This is a genomic window from Sporosarcina sp. P16b (assembly GCF_002743065.1).
Classification (GTDB): Bacteria; Bacillota; Bacilli; order Bacillales_A; family Planococcaceae; genus Sporosarcina.
Genome location: NZ_PDYO01000001.1, coordinates 400084 through 417737, shown reverse-complemented (window position 1 = coordinate 417737; position 17654 = coordinate 400084). Strand labels below are relative to the sequence as shown.

Genomic DNA, 17654 nt, shown 5'->3' with positions numbered 1-17654 from the left:
AATTCCGCTTTTCTATGGAAATAACCAAATACCGAATAGAGGGCCTGCGAGCGCGCCGATAATTGCTGACAACGTCATGGCAACTGAACTCATGGATGACGTTTGTTCACCGTACTCTAGTGATTTAGACGTTCCAATTGCGTGTGCACCCACACCAAGACCGATGCCCTGACCAATCGCTGTGTCAATCTTGAACCAGCGGTTGATCCAAGGACCCATGAGGATTCCAGCGAGGCCGGCGATAATGACGAATACCGTCGCTAGTGAAGGAATACCACCGAGTTCTGCTGCTATTTGCATGGCAATTGGGGAAGTAATGGATTTTGGTAAAATACTCGCTAGAAGTTCAGTCGAAAATCCGACCCATCTTGCTGCTAGGACACCTGTCAACATTCCGACAATTCCACCCACAACGACTCCACCAAAGATAGGCAACACATTCTTTTTGATGACATCCCGTTGTTTATAGAGTGGAATACAAAGAGAGACAATGGCAGGGCCAAGCAACGCGTCAATCCATTTACCACCTACCATATACGTTTCATAAGAAGCGTCGAATAACGATAACAATACAATGACTGCGATAGTAGTTGTCAGGATGGGTACTAAAAACGGTGAACGTAACCTTACGTAGACAACATTCATCACAAAATAAAGAATAACCGTTAATAGGATCATCGTGAAGGCAAGTACAACTGTATTCATGAAAGAGTCCTCTCCTCTTTCACATTGCGCTTGGCCATAAATTGGCTGACCAAACTGGCTACGACCATCGTGATAAATGTACTACCGATTGTGATCAAGATCAGTAGACTTCCTTTCCCTGCGAACACATGACCATAGTCCATCACGCCAACCGTTGCGGGGATCAGATACAGTGGCAAAGTCGATAGAAATACATATGCACCTTTTTCCACCCAACGAAGTGGAATGATTTTGATCGATAACAGTCCCCATAACACTAGCAAACCGATAATACTACCTGGCAACGGAATGGAGAGTTTTGCGTGTAAAAATTTTCCTGTTAGAAAGAGTATGTATAAAAATCCTACTTGCAAAAGCGTGATGACAATTTTCACTCCAACACTTCCTTACCTAATTCATAAGTATAGTAAAAATGAATCTTTCTTCATTATAGATACTATTCAGACAAAAACCAATACTTTCCTTGCTATTTTTGAATAGTAATCAGAGTATTCCGTCTAACATTGACACGCTTGGTCCACTCATGTATAGTGTAAGAAGCCGTATTGTGTAAGTTGTCCGTAGTAGGCTTGCACGTTACGTGTGGAGATGGATTTCTAATTGCCGAGGAGGAATTATTATGCACCAAGGTAAAGTGAAGTGGTTCAGCAGTGACAAAGGGTATGGATTTATCGAAGCAGATGATGGTGAAGATGTATTTGTGCATTTCACAGGAATTGCTACAGATGGATTTAAGACACTGGCTGAAGGTCAAACAGTTTCTTTTGAAGTAATTGAAGGAAATCGTGGTCCACAGGCGGCTAACGTATCGACTCTTGAGGATGAAGCGTAACCTCATCTCGGCGTAAACAGCTGATTCTATAACATAAACAAAGCATCCACGCAGTTGCGGGATGCTTTTTCATTATTTATTTGGAGGCAGTACTGATCTTGTTAATTTCTCGCCCAAGGAATTGTAGCTGGTCTCCTACTGTACAGTCAGAAATACAAAATTGGTGAGCGCCTGTTTTGCCGCGTTCGTTTGTAAGTTGTTTTTTAACGTAACAACCTTCACAATATATATCAAGCAATTGATTAATTTCTTTCATGACAACGACTTTATTCATTAGAAAAGAACTCCCACCTTTCTTTTATCTATTTTAAGTCGGCTGACGGGATGTTGCAAGTGTTTCCACGTTTTTTACAATTCATTACCAGATTGGAGCGGAAAATCTTATGTTGGAAGTGTACATAGATGGTGCAAGCGCAGGTAATCCGGGATTGAGCGGAATTGGTGTGTATATTAAAGGAGAAGGTCAGGACGTGCGGATTAGTGAGCCGATTGACCCGACGAATAATCATCACGCGGAGTTTCAAGCGCTTGTGAGAGGTCTTGAGGAGGCGTCAAAGCTGACAACAGGCATAGTGTCGATGCGCTCGGATTCGACGGTGGTCGTGCAGTCGATGGAGAAGGAATTTGTAAAGAACGCGCAGTATGCACCTTATTTGAAAGAGGCATTGAGACTCGCAGCGACGTTTGAATTGTTCTTTATTAAGTGGATTGCCGACAGTACAAACAAGACGGCAGATATGCTTGCGCGACAAGCGATTTTGTTGCAGAAAAAGCAAAAAGGATGAGCTGGGCGAGATGTTTTGTCATCTTGTGAGAACCGTCACTAAAAGAGTGTACTGCTAGTGCTTTATTTTTATTCGTAAAGGTCGTGCTTCATGACGACCTTTCTTGCAGGGAATTAAGTGGTTGCGACCGTTGATCTGTGATGCAGCCGGACGTGTATCTTACGAGCGGAGAACAAAGCCCTTCGTTTCGATCGACTAAGTGAGTGCGTCAAACACTATTCAGTAAACGCATCACGAGTGCGTTATGGTGTATGCCAAAATAAATACATGACTACGTAGAACAATAAGTAGATGACTAAAATTATTGGGAAAACGTAAAGTGATACTCTCCCGAATTTGTCTTTTCTGCTGAACAAGGATAAAACGAATGAGAATAACAGAAGAATTAATCCAAGTGGCATTGTTATGAATAATCTACCCGAAAAAATAAAAAGGCAAAGAAAAGCCAGTCCTATAAGTAGACTAATAAAAGAAATCATTCCTAATCTCCGTGTACTTTGCAAGAGAGTGACCTCCTAATTTTCGGCAAGATGGTAGCTCGGTACATATTTTTTGTTCCACATATGCCGATGATTTGATTTGGTTCAATAAACGGTCTTCATACTTTTTATATCCATTACTTACCGCTTTTGTCGTTTGATTCATTCCCCGAAAGCTTCGGCGTCTCGCCATTTTCCATATCGGTAATACATAAACGCGACGATACTACTAATAACAAAACTGACGCCCATCCCGAGTGCAATTCCTTTCTCACCCATGATGCCTGACAATATGTACGTAATGGGAAAACGAAGAATCCAAAAAGAAATGATGTTTAGCACAAGCACTTGGAACATTGCGCCCGCCGCACGGACAGCCCCATTTAAAACAAAATTAATGCCTAGGAACGGATAAAATAATGCAATTACCTTTAAATAGTTTTTACCAAAATCAGCGGCTTCCGGTTCCGTTATGAATAGCTTAATCCCATAATCTGCAAATAGGATGATAAGAATTGCGATTGCAAACATGATAATCAAATTATATATAAACCCGTACAACGTAATTCTATGAACCCGGTCCCATCTGCCCGCCCCGATATTTTGACCCGCCATACTATTGACCGCAGTTCCGAGTGCTTGGGCCGGCAGCATAATCAAACTATCCAATCTTTGTGCCGCCCCGTATCCCGCGACAACTGCCGGGCCGAATGATGCGACTACACTCATGATTGCCATCACACCAGCCGAAATGACGCTCATCTGTAAACCCGCAGGAATTCCCAACTTCAATATATCGAGTACTTCCCGGCGCTCTGGAATATGTGGTTTTGAGAATGGTACCAGGCTTTTCCGTACTGAATAAATAGCACCAGCGGCAAATGCGATTCCCTGTGAGAATATCGTTGCATAGGCAGCGCCTTGAACTCCCCATCCAAAGACGTAAATAAATAAAGGATCAAGTACTGTGTTCAAAATAACTGCGGCTAACACAAAATAAAGCGGTGTCTTCGAATCGCCTACCGATCTGAATACGGTACCAATAAAATTATAGCCGAATAAGAAAAGGATCCCGATGAAATTAATTCGCAAATACGAAACGCCCATCGCCAACATCGCCTCGGGAGTTCCGAGTAAAAGCAAGAGTGGTTCCGCTAATATAAATCCTGCAACACCTAGCACGATGGACATGCCGAAAAGCAGAACGACAAATGCATTCAAATAACGCCGAAGTCCCGACTCGCTACCTCTGCCTTTTTGCTGGGATAAAATTGTCAGTGCGGCATTGTTCAAGCCGATGACGAATGACAAAATCGTAAAGACGACTGTCCCGGAAATAGCCACAGCACCAAGTGCATTCGCACCAATCAAATTCCCTACCCACAAGCTATCGATAAATTGATAGGATGCTTGTAGTAAATTTGTTATCATAATGGGTCCTGAAAAAAGCATGAGTTGTTTTAGTATATTTCCTTCTGTAAAATCCTGCTGCCTTACCATCCTTTTCCTCCCTGCATTTAATAAAAACTCACCACTTGATCTTTTTTAATTTTTAGCGACCTATTACGGAAAAGCTGTTGCTATTTTAGAGAAGAAAAAATCAATACATGTCTTTTTTGAAACTACTCCCCAAGCGACTGATACTCCGCTGCAAGACCTTTTTGAACGCCTGGTCGTTTCGCAATGCGATGAGACCATTCCAAGAGATGGGTATATTCATCCATGCTTAAAAATTCATAAGAGCCTTCATACAATTTTCCTAAAGCTAAACGTCCGTACCAAGACCATATCGCAATATCTGCAATCGTATAGGTATCACCAGCGATATAAGAACGCTGAGCTAATATTTTGTCTAGTACGTCTAATTGACGTTTCGTTTCCATAGTAAAACGATCAATTGGGTATTTCATAGGCTCTGGCGCGTAAGCAAAAAAGTGACCAAACCCTCCACCAACATAAGGACCCGACCCAATTTGCCAGAATAGCCAATTAAGCGTTTCTGTCCGTCCATGAATATCTGTGGGGATCAGCTTATTAAATTTCTCAGCCAAGTAAAGTAAAATCGACCCTGATTCAAACACTTCCACACGTGGACTTTGACTTTGATCGACTAGGGCGGGGATCTTAGAATTAGGATTGATCTTAACAAAATCTGAACCAAATTGTTCATCGGCACCAATATTAATTTTATACAAATTATAGTCTGCACCGTCGACATCCAACTCTTTTAATTCTTCCAGCATAATCGTCACTTTAATACCGTTCGGCGTTCCCAGTGAATAGAGTTGGAACGGTGCCTCTCCGACTGGTAGTTTTTGTTCAAAACGTTCACCGGCTGTCGGACGATTACCGCCACTATTCGAATTCTCTACTTCCCACTTCCACACGTTTGATAATTCATATTTTGTCATTTCAACACGCCTCCTACTATCTATTTAGTAACTCCATCATACTAACAGTATAAAGCTATTTCCAATATTTAGTTTCTTCGTCTACGTAACAAAGAGGTTCTAGCTTTTTGTCTTCCTTTGTATAAGGTTTCCGAGTATCTTCGATGATGATATATGCCAATACTACATTATCTATTAAAAAGCGGAAAATCTCCAAAGCCTTTCACCTAAATTTTCTATCAATTGAAATCATTTTTCAACTTCCACAACTGCAATTATATGCATGCGCTTTATTCATTCCTCATGGTCGCATCATCCTTTTCTATTTCAAAAATAAAAAAGCACCGCAAAATGCGATGCTTCCCATGTTATTTTACTATCCACACTCAACTAAACGAGCTAGACATGACTCTTTCAGCCTTTTGACGCTTTCATAAATCTAACATTTTGTTTTTCAGAATCATATAATACCCATTCTCTAAAGCCTACTACAGCACCTACGTTAACGATATTTCGAGATCCCACAACCGGCAGCTCGTCGTTCCAGCTAATCGGCACAGATTGTCCATCACTCGTGAAGCTTGATCGGTGGGTATGTCCGTGAAATACCAGGTGCACCTCTGGTAGATACTCAGCAAGCCACGCATCTGCTTCGTTATGCGGCCATTGGTGACCATGGATGACAACTGCCGGGTCTATCTTTAGAGTTTCAGGTAAGTCGTTCAAAAAGTCCCGTATAGGCTCACTCTGCTTTGTCAACAACAGAATACGTTCTTCTTGATTGCCATAAATAGATGGAAAGGTTAACAGCTCATCGATGCCTTCCGGATGTTTGATCACTTCTTCGACAGTAGGGTAAGTCTGCCCATAAAGATCTTTTTTGCTGACCGTGCATTCGTACAAATCACCTGTCCCGATGATAGTTGCGTCAGGTGCTTCATCGGAAATTTGTGCCAGTACTGCCTGCAAATCTTCTTTGGATGAATGAATATCCCCCAGCAATGCAAATAGCATCGTGTATCAACCCCTTATTGCGGTTTCAATTGGTGCGTCATCTTGGGAAATCCAGTCGCTGAAGCTGCCAACATATAATTTTACATTTGGATAATCCAGTTCTTTAAGTGCCGCGAATAAAGGGGAAGCCGTTACGCCGCTGCCACAGTAGACGATTACATCATCTTCAGGCGTGACGATCTGTTGTAATTGCTCTTTTGCGTGCTGCACATCATACTGTCCGTCTCTCTTCAATTGTTCCCAATCGAAGTTTCGCGCTGTCGGTATATGGCCCGCTTTATGATAGAGCGGCTCTTTTTCCCCACGGTAGCGAACTTCAGAGCGTGCGTCGACAAGTTGAGACGGTCGATTACCCGCCACAACTTCATCGACTTCACTTCTGCTAGCGTATAAGTGCTTTTGCCAATCTGGTTCCACCATCGAGCGTACAGGCGTAGCAGGATCAGATGTTACGTCTACTATTTTGCGTAATGCCGTATAACTTTCTGTTACGACATGTACATCCGTGAAACCTCCATACTGCAACATCCACCAAGCTCGTGTTGCGAACGGACCGCCACCCTCATCATAGATCAAAATCGTATCTGTACGTTCCAGTCCACTTTTACGGAATAGTTCAGTCAGTTGTTCAGCAGAAGGCAATGGATGACGTCCACCTTCTACAGAAGTCCCGGATAAGTCTTCTTCTAAATCCCAATGAACCGCGCCTTTTACGTGTTCATTTTGATAATCAAGTTTCCCCCGCTTTTCATCTTGCAATGAAAAGCGCGCATCGATCCATTTTGCGTGACTTGTCTCCATATCGTGAATAGATACAAATACTTGTGTCATTGAACCAACTCCTCTTGACGGATTTGTTCATAGATTTTCTGCCATTGTTCCAGCTGCTCCGAACCATCAAGCAACGTACGCTCCGATTCAATTTGTACAAGACTTTCCTGCAATAAATGAACGCGCAATGCTTCTGCTTCGTCTTCAATCCATAAGTCTGCCCACTTTTCAATACGTTCTTTCTGATCGCCAAGATAGCTGGATGCATCTTTTTTCAATATTTGCTCCAGCTTCACTTTCAAGATATCCCGATTGCCACGCTCAAAGAACGACTTTTGATTTTTGAACGATTTATTCACAGCGCTGTACACCATTGGATCTTCATATGGTGTCTCAAATGACAACATATCTTTATCATTCGGCTCGTATGGCGAAGGCACGATTGACTGGTCCATATCGGCTAGTGAACGGACTTCCATACGCTGACGTTCTAGCAATTGCTTCTTCATGTATTGAAGAATACGCAAATTCGTTACTTTCAATTCCTGTGTCAAGTCAAAGCCTACCATATTGACTGTTTCCGCCAATGCGATTTTCAATGCTTTATCCGATGAGTTTTTCGCGAAAGTGGACGGACTATACCCCTCTTTGAAGAAATCACCGAAACGTAAGAATACACGTTGTAAAATATAGTAGACGAGTTCACTCAATTCATCTTGAGTGGATTTCACTAAAATTTTCCTGGCACTCTTTTCAAAACGTTCTTTTATTGCCAATTCAGCAGTCGCAAGCTCTTCCAGTCTTTCCGCTTTACGTGAACGGTTTTGGATCATTCTGTCGATCAATGAAGCTAGACGATCGATCGTTTTCGTTGTTTCTTCTTCCAATGCTTGTACGACTTGCGCACGCAAATCATGCTCAAGGAATGAATAAAACTTCTCTTCAAAATCGACCATTAATTCATTTGGTTGTTGTGTTAACTTGCCTTCCAGTGCCTCAAGGCTTGAAATACCGTGTACCCGTGGATTGCGGATTCCAAATTTCTGCAATTCATTGGCAACGAAGCCTTTTACTTCTTCGCCTTCTTCTTCATTTGAAGCAAGATCGATCGCATTGACGATAAAGAACATTTTATCGAGTTCGAATGCGTCTTTCACACGGCCTAGCTGGATAAGGAATTCACGATCAGCACGTGCGAATGCATGGTTGTAGTATGTTACGAATAGAATCGCATCAGCATTACGAATATATTCAAACGCTACGTCGGTATGACGTGCGTTGATGGAATCTGCTCCTGGTGTATCCACCAATGTGATACCGTGGCGGGTCAATGGGCAGTCATAGAAGAAATCTATGGAATCGACGAAACAACTACGTTCTTCTTGTGCAACGAATTTCGTAAATTCTTCACGCTCTACTGTCAACGTCGTCCCTAATGCAGGCGTATAAAGAGGGTATCCTCTTTGGAATGCGCTGATGAACGACTTATGGATGTGCAAGTTCTCATCTTCAAGTGGTTGCTTCATAGCAACATCTGTTTTATTGAAGGCATCTTCCAGTGAAGAAATCGTGATACCGAGTGCACCGAATGACAACGCTACGTCTTCAGTCATCGTTGCTTCATCTTTCAAGTGAATATCCGCAGTATTATGCAAGTGGGTTTCACTTACTGGACGAATTCGGTTGATCGCAGCTGTTGTAGGGTTCGGTGATACAGGTAACACTTTTTCACCAATCAACGCGTTAGAGAATGAAGATTTCCCGGCACTGAATGCGCCAAATAATGCAACTGTGAATTCCTGTCCTTTTAGGCGGTCTGCTTTCGTCATCAAATACGATGCCGTTTCTGCAAATCCAGGAATCGCCTCGACCGATTCAGCGATGTGCTGTGCATGTATGATGGCTTTTTCTGAATCAACCATTTGACGTTCTTCTTCCACTACTTCTTCTACTTCTTCAACAGTCGTTTCTTGCTCTTCTACTTTTGCTACATAATCAATTGTTTCGATTTTTTTAGGCTGTTCCCACTCCGTAACCAGTTGATCGCGGCCCATACGTGTCGGCGCAGACGGATTGGCGATTTCTTTATCGACCCACTCCATACGCTCTTGCCACTTATTCATTTCTTTTAGTGCATCTACTTTCTCTTGCAACATGGCAATCGTTTCAACAAGAGGTCCCGATTGCTCACCACCCGATTCTTTCGCGATGACGGACATCTCTTGTTTCCATTTATCCGTTTTACGTTTATACACTAAATGAATGGCACGCTTCATTTGCTCTGCATAATTCAAAATGGTTTCGCCAGTGATCACTTCTTGTACATGCAGTTGCTCATCCACTTTGTCAAACGGTAGTGTTAGATCCATATTATCAATCGCCAGTGAACGCTCATCGGTTAAGATTCCGGCTTGCTTTAATGAACTCTTCATCAACGCTTTCATATAAATTTCGATTTGTGTATGCGCCAGACCTGAAATGTTATCATCTAGCTTTTGACGACGTCTTTCGCGCTCTTCCGCTGTCTTCTTCGCACCAAATAGTAAACCTACTTTGAATTTTGGTGACTTGGCTTCCAAATGGTCTTTCAGTAATTCTCTCGTTTCAAATGGCGCCAGTCCCGCGTTCGACAATAATTCATTGCGTTCTTTCTCGAAATTCACATAGAATTCGTCACCCGAAACTAATTCCAGTCGTTTTTTCGCATCCTTCAAATCTTGATTTAACTCTTCAAACTGCCCCCACTCGGATTCGCTGAGGATTTCCGAATGATTCTCCTTCAAGTCATCCACTTGCTGTTGAAGAAATTTCATATGCTCATCTTTTAATTTCAATAAAGATTGCTCGATATTTTGTTCAAAATTCTCTTCTCGGTGTTCGATTGAACCATCAACGATCGCTTTGACTTTTTCAAAATCATTATGTGGGTGATCCAGTTGTTTCAATGACGTGTAGAAAATCCCCTTTGGTTCTACCCCCCATAACTTGAACGAATCTTCGACGGACTTTTTGAACTCATCAAATGATAATTCACTGTCGCGATGCTTATCGATCTGATTAATAATTAAATAAACGTTACTATTATAGCGCATTAATTCTTTTGTGAACCGGAAGTTCATTTCAGATTGTACATGGTTGTAATCCATCGTATAGAAGACAAGATCCGCTAAGTGCAATGAAGACTCCGTCGATAGTCTATGTGCATCATCTGTCGAGTCTACGCCTGGTGTATCCATTACCGTAATTCCTTCCGGTAAATTGGATTCTGTATGGCCGATTTCAACCAATGAAACTTCAGCCCCGTCCTTACTGTACGCTTTCACACCTTCAGAGAACCCATGGCCGCTGAATTTCACAGCACTTCCATCCACACGATGGATAATAGCATAATCTTCATCCGCCTTATGCACCTTCACAATATTCGCACTTGTCGGAATAGGGCTGGACGGTAAGAGATCGTCTCCTGTTAATGCATTAATTGTCGAAGACTTTCCCGCTGAAAAGTGTCCAGCAAAAGCAATCGTATATTCTTTATCGATTATTTTATTAGCAAGTAATGTCGTTTTTGCTTTGCGTTCATCATCTTCATTGTTGGAAAAAATTTGTCCATATGTAGCAGATTGCTGTAAAAATTCATTGTTTGTTGACATAATCGTCGTCCTTTCAATTTTAACTCATCCCATCATACCATTAATGCGTGAAAAAATAGATAGTTACTTTATAAGTATTACTTTTTAAATAGAAGAACCAGTATACAGCTAATCTTGAAGAAATCGAATAAATAGTGAGGATGTGGCTACTTTCATAAAATTTGTCTAGTCTTTTAGATACTCCTAGTGATATGATTGCACTACCAAACTATTCGTGAAAGGGTGTTTCTTTAGATGGATACAGCAACAAATGTACAAAAAGTTCTAAATGCAACGATTGCTTCTCTCACTACTGTAGTTCCATTAAAATTCCAGGTACTATCCCCCGCCCTTATACAACAGCCGTACGAACAACGCGAAATCAGTGTTTTGATCGGTCTAATTGGAGATATTAAAGGTCGTTTAATTGTAGAGCCTACACAATCCATTATCAGTGAAATTGGTCTCGCCATGTTCGGTATGCAGATCGAAGGGGAAATGGCTGAATCATTCACTGGAGAACTCGGGAATATGATTGCCGGAAATCTATGTACAGTATTGGAAAAAGCGGATCTGACGCTAGATATTTCACCACCTACTGTCATGACGGGGCAAACAAAGTTTTATGGGTTTAAGCAAGCATTTAAAATCCCCGTAAAATTTGAAGATGGCCAAATGTTAAATTTATTGCTCACCATTGACGAAGAACGATAACTGGAAAAAGGCGTGCAGATGTCGAAACTCCGACGTCAGCACGCTTTCTTCTTTACTGTTTACGAAAATGGTACAGGCAACACACGTTCAATAACCGGCAGTAATTCTAAATTCTCTGGCTTTACAAATAAATGAATCGAACCGTAATCATCGCTCGTTCGAATCAATCGGCCAATTCCCTGTCGTAAACGCAATAACATAAATGGTAGATCTACTTCGTCAAACGGATCTTCCGCAAATTCCCTTCTAGCTTGGAATAGCGGATCATGCGGCGGGAACGGCAAGTCAAAAATGATGACACGAGTCAACGCTTCATTCGGTAAATCCAGACCTTCCCACAAATGATAGGAGAAGAAGACATTCACTTTACGTTGCTGGAAATCTTTCACCAATGATGACAATGAACGCTCCCCTTCATACGTCACCATAACGCTTTGTTCAAGTGGTAATTGATCGTAGGCTTCCATCATGGATTGCTTGGAACCGAACAATACCAATGTCTGTTCCTCTTCCTCAAGTAATTCGGAGAGACGTGTGATTTTCTCATTTGTATTCCCTTGTTCCAAATGAATTTTCATGACATTTTCATAGTCGAATGGTGATGCGATAGAAAATGATTGATAATCTACAATTCCTAAACTGTACGCTAAGTAATCAAATGATTTCTCAACTGATAAAGTAGCCGAAGAGAAGATAATCGGCATCGTTCCCGTAAATAATTTCTCTTTCAAGATGGACGTTACAAGTCTTGGCATAATTAGCAGTGTGCTTTCTTCACGACGATTTTCAAGCCAATCGACTGCGTCGTTGTCACCGGCAAATAGCTCCATTGAATAAATGTACTGCTCCAAATACTCTTCGACGATTTTTAAGTCGTATTCAGGGATCACATATAACTCGCCTTCAAAAACAAATTCTTCCAGAAGTTCATGAGATAATGCAACCGCTGTTTTTGCATACTTCATCATTTCTTCGTTCTTATCAATTGTCAGGCGCTCATTGTCATTTTGAATGGCATTACTTTTGAGCTGTTTGAAAAATAATTCATGCGTCTCGAGCAATTGCTCCATCAACTGCAATGTTTTCTCTCGGATGCCATCCACCATAATCCGTTCAAGCAAGTTGATAATCGTTTGCTCTTGCACTTCATATGTCAATGCACGCTGAGCGGAATACTCCAGTAAATGTCCTTCATCAAAGACGACCATCGATACTTCCGGTAATAAAGGCAGTTGCCCTTGTCTAGCACGTGATTCCTTTGTCCACAAATGCTCCATATAGAAGTCATGTGAGCAAATGATCAAGTCTGCAGCTTCTCGATAATGATTACGATGAATCGTTTGCCCACAACGATTGCGAATATCACAAGCCGCACATTGCATTATCGGGTGGTAATTGATCATTTCCCATTCTTCATCAGCCAAATATGGATAATCTGAACGTTCGCCATACGGATACACCGACTGTAATGAACGCTCTGCATGCACAAATTCTGGCAATTGATCTTCAACTAAATCGACAAAATCTTCGTTCGTCTTCATGCTAGTATCTTCCAGACGTTTCAGACAAATATACTGATTACGCGCTTTCGCCAAACGAACGTCTACTGTCATATTGAGTGCGGTACTCAACTTTTGAATATCGCCTTCTTCTTTGATCAATTGATCGATCAATGTTTCATCTGCGCAGGAAATCACCGCTGGTTTTCCTGTATAACGCGCATACGCAATAGCCGGCAATAAGTACGCAATCGTTTTCCCCGTACCCACTCCCGCTTCCGCAAGCAAGACGCTTTTTTCTTTCAGTGCTTTTTCTATTTGAAATGCCATATAAATTTGCTCGTCGCGACATTCGAAACCTTTTTCTGTTAAATCATCATATAACGTATCTCCGAGCCAATCGTTGAGAGATTCATAAAACGTTTGCCCTTTATCCAACTCAAATGGAATTTTTGTCTTCATACTGACTCCTCCTGAATGCAAGCGAAAGGAAGAGGGATGTACTCCTCTTCCTGCCCGTCTAATTATGAACGCTGTCCCCAGAACTGATATAAATCAGTACGGATGAAGCCGTTAAATAGTTTACGTTTTTTTGTTGCACGTTTGCCATACATCGTTTCATAGTTTTCCAGTGAAGATAAAATATATACTGACCATGACGGATACTGTTTCATAATCTCACCAAGTACTTGCGCAATATCTTCTGCTTCTTCCACTTCACCAAGTCGTTCACCATATGGCGGATTGGCGATCAAGACGCCATTTTCTCCTTCGAGCCTCAAATCACGCACATCTCGCTGTTCGAATGAAATCAAATCTGTAAATCCTGCTTCCATAGCATTACGCTGTGCAACAGAGATAATATTGTGATCGACATCAAACCCACGAATATCAAGTGCTAAATCATACTTCGCCACGTCTTCTACTTCTTCGCGAACACGATCCCACACATCCGCTTTCATCCAAGGCCATTCTTCACTTAAAAAGGAACGGTTATAACCTGGCGCCAAATTTTGTCCAATCATGGCCGCTTCTATAGCAATCGTACCAGAACCACAGAATGGATCTACGAATGGACGATTCGGGCTCCACTTAGAAAGTTTAACGAGTGCAGCTGCCATCGTTTCCTTTAGTGGTGCATCCCCTTGAGCCATACGATAGCCGCGTTTATGCAAGCCTTGGCCACTTGAGTCTATCGTCAAAGTTACGTGATCCTTCAATATAGAAACTTCTAATTTAAATAGCGGTCCTGATTCACTTAAGAATCCACTTCGTTTATACGCACTATTCAATCGTTCGACAATCGCCTTTTTCACAATCGCCTGACAGTCAGGGACACTGAATAATTTTGACTTGACCGATTTACCTGAAACAGGGAATGCCGCATCTACAGGCAAGAACTCTTCCCACGGCAAAGCTTTCGTCCGTTCGAATAACTCATCAAATGTAAAGGCTTTGAATTCGCCCACAATAATTCGTACACGATCACCTACACGTAACCACATATTCGTTCTCGCAATGGCTTCTTCGTCACCCGTAAAATAGACTTTTCCGTTCTCTGTTTGGCATTCATAGCCAAGATCTTTTATTTCAGACGCGACGATGGATTCAAGTCCCATCGCAGCAGTTGCTACTAGTTTGTATTCACTCATGTTTCAACACTCCATTCTTTGCATCTGGTCAATATGTCCTTTCTGTCAGTTGAAAGGTATATGTATTTGTTCGCTTCTATAAAAAGAAAAACTCTCCCAAAACTGTAGGAGAGCTAATTGTAAGATAAATGCCATAGAGTATTCTGTAAGCCATGTTTTGTTCTTCGGTACTCAAACGGCTCGCGCCTCGTACTTGAAGTGGTAATCATCTATCTACAGACAAGTGCCTGTTCCTTCCTCCATTGAATTCTTTCGGAAGAACGCCCCTACCATAATTTGGGTTTCTCACTCGTGGGGTTTACCCGTTCCACTCGACATGTTTCCATGCCGACTACGTCACTGTGGCACTTTCAGAGAATCTAGTCCATATCCGAAGACTTAGGAGTTATTCCCGCCATCAATGCAAATGCATTGCCCCGGCTTATTTTTTCACCGAGCACGAACACTACGGTCATCTCAGATCCGTGTGAGCATGGACTTTCCTCTACAACCGAAGTTGCAGCGATTACCTGAATACTCTCTATGGCACTCCTGAGTATACACCAAATCCGTTCGATATACAATAAATTCGTTTGGAATGAGGTAGATTAACTAGTTTGCGTGATGTGGAGAATGAATTAGTGTAGATCTATTGCGTATTGAGCGGATACCGCATAGCTATGAGGGGATTCCAACTGGCATTGAGCGGGTACCGCGTAGCTTTGAGCGGATTCCAACTGGCATTGATCGGGTAAGGCATGGCTTTGAGCGGATTTGGATGAAGTATGAGCGCAAAGGAGTTCACATGTATAAATTAATCACTTCTCCAAATAACAACGATAAAAGTGGTCCTTTTAGTGTAACTTCCTTAAAACAGGGAAATCATCTAGCAAGACTAGTACGTAAGGTTTGAAGGAGGACTATGATGATGAAGGATGTCAGAGATGAAATAGTTTTACGGGGACTTCGAGAAAATAATTTAAAAAATATAGATGTAAACTTGCCAAAAGAAAAAATCACGGTATTTACCGGCTTATCAGGATCTGGAAAGAGTTCCGTTGTATTTGACACAATAGCCGCGGAAAGTAGACGTCAGATGACGTTGAATTACCCGCTGTACGTCCGAAACCAAATGCCTCGTTATGAAAGGCCGCGTGCAGATTTAATGCAACATTTGAGCCCAGTTATTGTGGTGGAGCAAAAGCCTATTGGAGGAAATACACGCTCGACTGTCGGGACGTACATGGATATTCATCCATTGATCCGTCTACTGTTCTCCCGCATCGGTTCACCCGCGATCGGTTCTGCTACCGATTTCTCGAGTCAAAGTTCATTTGGCAAATGTCCAGAGTGTAATGGATTTGGCGAAGTCGTGTACCCTGACTTACATAAACTGATCGATCTGGACCAGTCCCTGCGAGAATATGCAGTAAAGTTTAAGCCACTGTCCCCTTCTGGTTGGCAAGGAAGGTGGATGATGACAGGCGGATTATTCGATCCCGATCTGCCAATTAAAGATTACCCGAAAGATCAGTATAATTTATTGATCTATGGACCTCCTGAAGGTGAAAGAGTATTTGCACCATTCCATACGAAAGATGGTCCGCATGATCATGAGTGGGATGGTTTATTACCTAGATTTGTACGTCTATATATTAATCGGGATGTAACGAAACTTAAACAAACTTCGCAAGAGGATGTACTGGCAGTATCCACCCATACATTATGCCCTACTTGTGGTGGTTCAGGATTAAACCCAGAAGTATTGAAGTGTAAAATTAACGGTTTCAATATTGCGGAATACGATAAATTGGAACTGACAGAGCTTTTATTAGAACTGAAAAACATACGTGATCCCTTAGGTGAGTCCATTGCGCAACAGGCGATCCCGAATGTACAGCAATTGATAGACTTGGGACTCGGCTATTTATGTCTTTCAAGAAAAATGGGAACTCTTTCTGGCGGTGAGGCACAACGAGTGAAAATCGCTCGGCATTTAGGTAGCAGTTTAAACAATATTACGTACATATTCGATGAGCCAAGTGCTGGTCTTCATCCCAAAGAAGTAGATATGCTCATTCAAATGCTAAAAAGTCTGAAGGCTAATCATAATACTGTCATCGTCATTGAACACGATCTATCCGTTATAAAAGTAGCGGATGAAATTGTGGAAATGGGTCCGGGTGCGGGTGCTGCAGGTGGAGAAATTATCTATCAGGGAGAGCCTGATGGATTAAAAGGCACCTCTGCATTAACGAAACTCGATCACAAATTGGAAATCAATCAACAACCACGTCAGTCAAGCGATTATTTTTCCGTTACTGGGGCGAATACTAACAATCTACAAGATGTGTCGATTGATATCCCTAAAAACGTTCTCGTTTCCGTCTGCGGTGTTTCAGGTTCCGGTAAGAGTTCCCTACTATTTGAAGCGTTCTCGGCAAAATATCCCGATATCATTAAAGTGAGCCAAGGCCGTATCGGAATTTCTAGCCGTTCCACATTAGCTACCTATATGGGAATTATGGATGACATTCGGCAGATCCTTGCGAAAGAAACAGGTCAGCCAGCCGGTTTATTCAGCTTTAATTCGTTGGGGGCTTGCCCAGTATGTGATGGGAAAGGAGTCACTACTCCAGATGTGGCTTTTGCAGATCCCGTAACAGTTGTATGCGAATCATGTGGTGGATTACGTTATTCAGATGAGGCTCTCTCCTATATGTACCAGGGGAAAAACATAGCAGAAATCTTAGAGTTGACAGTTGACGAGTCTAAAGAGTATTTTGTTATGCCCAAGATATTAAAAAGAATGGATATGCTCGAGGAAGTCGGTTTAAATTATCTCACGTTAGGCCAAACGACGAGTTCATTAAGCGGTGGGGAAATTCAGCGACTCAAACTGGCGAGTCACTTACAAAACGAAGGGAAAATCTATTTGTTAGACGAACCTTCATTAGGACTGCATATGAGCGATAACGATAAGCTACTTGAATTGTTCCAAAAACTCGTACACAAAGGAAACTCGGTAATGATCATCGAACATAATCAAGACTTTATTGCAGCGAGTGATTGGATAATCGAGCTAGGTCCAGGCGGCGGCAAACGTGGCGGTACTATACTTTTCGAAGGAACGCCACAAGAAATGTTGTCTGCAGACACGCTAACAGCAAAATGGATGAGGGAAAGTGTCTGAATCTTTACCTTC

Annotated in this window: 14 protein-coding genes and 1 other RNA gene; 4 read left to right on the top strand and 11 right to left on the bottom strand. The window is 42.0% G+C overall.

The genetic code is table 11. From position 1 onward, the window contains the following. Positions 1-12: 12 nt before the first annotated feature. Together CSV77_RS02080 and CSV77_RS02075 are read right to left on the bottom strand one after the other, a co-directional pair. Positions 13-705 (bottom strand): LrgB family protein, encoded by a 693-nt coding sequence (locus CSV77_RS02080; protein ID WP_099672098.1) that lies wholly within the window; start codon positions 703-705, stop codon positions 13-15. After that, complete coding sequence (locus CSV77_RS02075; protein ID WP_099672097.1) at positions 702-1079, bottom strand: CidA/LrgA family holin-like protein; 378 nt, start codon at positions 1077-1079, stop codon at positions 702-704. Before CSV77_RS02075 ends, CSV77_RS02080 begins: the two co-directional genes overlap by 4 nt. 245 nt (positions 1080-1324) lie before the next feature. Between CSV77_RS02075 and CSV77_RS02070 the strand changes: the two genes are divergently transcribed. After that, complete coding sequence (locus CSV77_RS02070; protein ID WP_099672096.1) at positions 1325-1537, top strand: cold-shock protein; 213 nt, start codon at positions 1325-1327, stop codon at positions 1535-1537. A 76-nt stretch (positions 1538-1613) separates the two neighbouring features. Here the strand turns inward: CSV77_RS02070 and CSV77_RS02065 are convergent, their stop codons facing one another. Continuing rightward, positions 1614-1811: a zinc-finger domain-containing protein gene (locus CSV77_RS02065; RefSeq protein ID WP_085133446.1), complete on the bottom strand. Its 198-nt coding sequence runs from the start codon at positions 1809-1811 to the stop codon at positions 1614-1616. Between the two features lie 109 nt (positions 1812-1920). On the opposite strand from CSV77_RS02065, the gene CSV77_RS02060 reads away from it, so the two are divergent. Continuing rightward, positions 1921-2322, top strand: a complete 402-nt coding sequence (locus CSV77_RS02060) for a reverse transcriptase-like protein (RefSeq protein ID WP_099672095.1) — start codon at positions 1921-1923, stop codon at positions 2320-2322. A gap of 641 nt (positions 2323-2963) precedes the next feature. Here the strand turns inward: CSV77_RS02060 and CSV77_RS02055 are convergent. From CSV77_RS02055 to CSV77_RS02035, 5 genes are all read right to left on the bottom strand, one after another. Beyond that, positions 2964-4301, bottom strand: coding sequence for an MATE family efflux transporter (locus CSV77_RS02055; RefSeq protein WP_099672094.1), 1338 nt, complete (start codon positions 4299-4301; stop codon positions 2964-2966). A gap of 122 nt (positions 4302-4423) precedes the next feature. Further along, positions 4424-5212, bottom strand: a complete 789-nt coding sequence (yghU, locus tag CSV77_RS02050; RefSeq protein WP_099672093.1) for a glutathione-dependent disulfide-bond oxidoreductase — start codon at positions 5210-5212, stop codon at positions 4424-4426. 393 nt (positions 5213-5605) lie between these two features. Continuing rightward, a complete protein-coding gene (locus CSV77_RS02045; protein ID WP_099672092.1) occupies positions 5606-6205 on the bottom strand; it encodes a metallophosphoesterase family protein in 600 nt (199 codons plus the stop codon). A 6-nt stretch (positions 6206-6211) separates the two neighbouring features. Beyond that, complete coding sequence (locus tag CSV77_RS02040; RefSeq protein WP_099672091.1) at positions 6212-7036, bottom strand: sulfurtransferase; 825 nt, start codon at positions 7034-7036, stop codon at positions 6212-6214. Further along, positions 7033-10626, bottom strand: a complete 3594-nt coding sequence (locus tag CSV77_RS02035) for a dynamin family protein (RefSeq protein ID WP_099672090.1) — start codon at positions 10624-10626, stop codon at positions 7033-7035. The genes CSV77_RS02040 and CSV77_RS02035 overlap by 4 nt, the downstream gene beginning before the upstream one ends. Positions 10627-10860: 234 nt before the next feature. Here CSV77_RS02035 and CSV77_RS02030 point away from each other — a divergent pair, with 234 nt between their 5' ends. Continuing rightward, entirely contained in the window at positions 10861-11319 is a 459-nt protein-coding gene (locus CSV77_RS02030) for a chemotaxis protein CheX (protein ID WP_099672089.1), read from the top strand. Between the two features lie 59 nt (positions 11320-11378). On the opposite strand, the gene CSV77_RS02025 is transcribed toward CSV77_RS02030, so the two are convergent. From CSV77_RS02025 to rnpB, 3 genes are all read right to left on the bottom strand, one after another. Beyond that, positions 11379-13280, bottom strand: coding sequence for an ATP-dependent DNA helicase (locus CSV77_RS02025; RefSeq protein ID WP_099631600.1), 1902 nt, complete (start codon positions 13278-13280; stop codon positions 11379-11381). A 62-nt stretch (positions 13281-13342) separates the two neighbouring features. Beyond that, a complete protein-coding gene (locus tag CSV77_RS02020) occupies positions 13343-14470 on the bottom strand; it encodes a THUMP domain-containing class I SAM-dependent RNA methyltransferase (protein ID WP_099672088.1) in 1128 nt (375 codons plus the stop codon). A gap of 141 nt (positions 14471-14611) precedes the next feature. Continuing rightward, positions 14612-14987: RNase P RNA component class B (rnpB, locus tag CSV77_RS02015), an RNA gene on the bottom strand. A gap of 390 nt (positions 14988-15377) precedes the next feature. On the opposite strand from rnpB, the gene CSV77_RS02010 reads away from it, so the two are divergent. Further along, positions 15378-17642 (top strand): ATP-binding cassette domain-containing protein, encoded by a 2265-nt coding sequence (locus tag CSV77_RS02010; protein WP_099672240.1) that lies wholly within the window; start codon positions 15378-15380, stop codon positions 17640-17642. Positions 17643-17654: the final 12 nt, after the last annotated feature.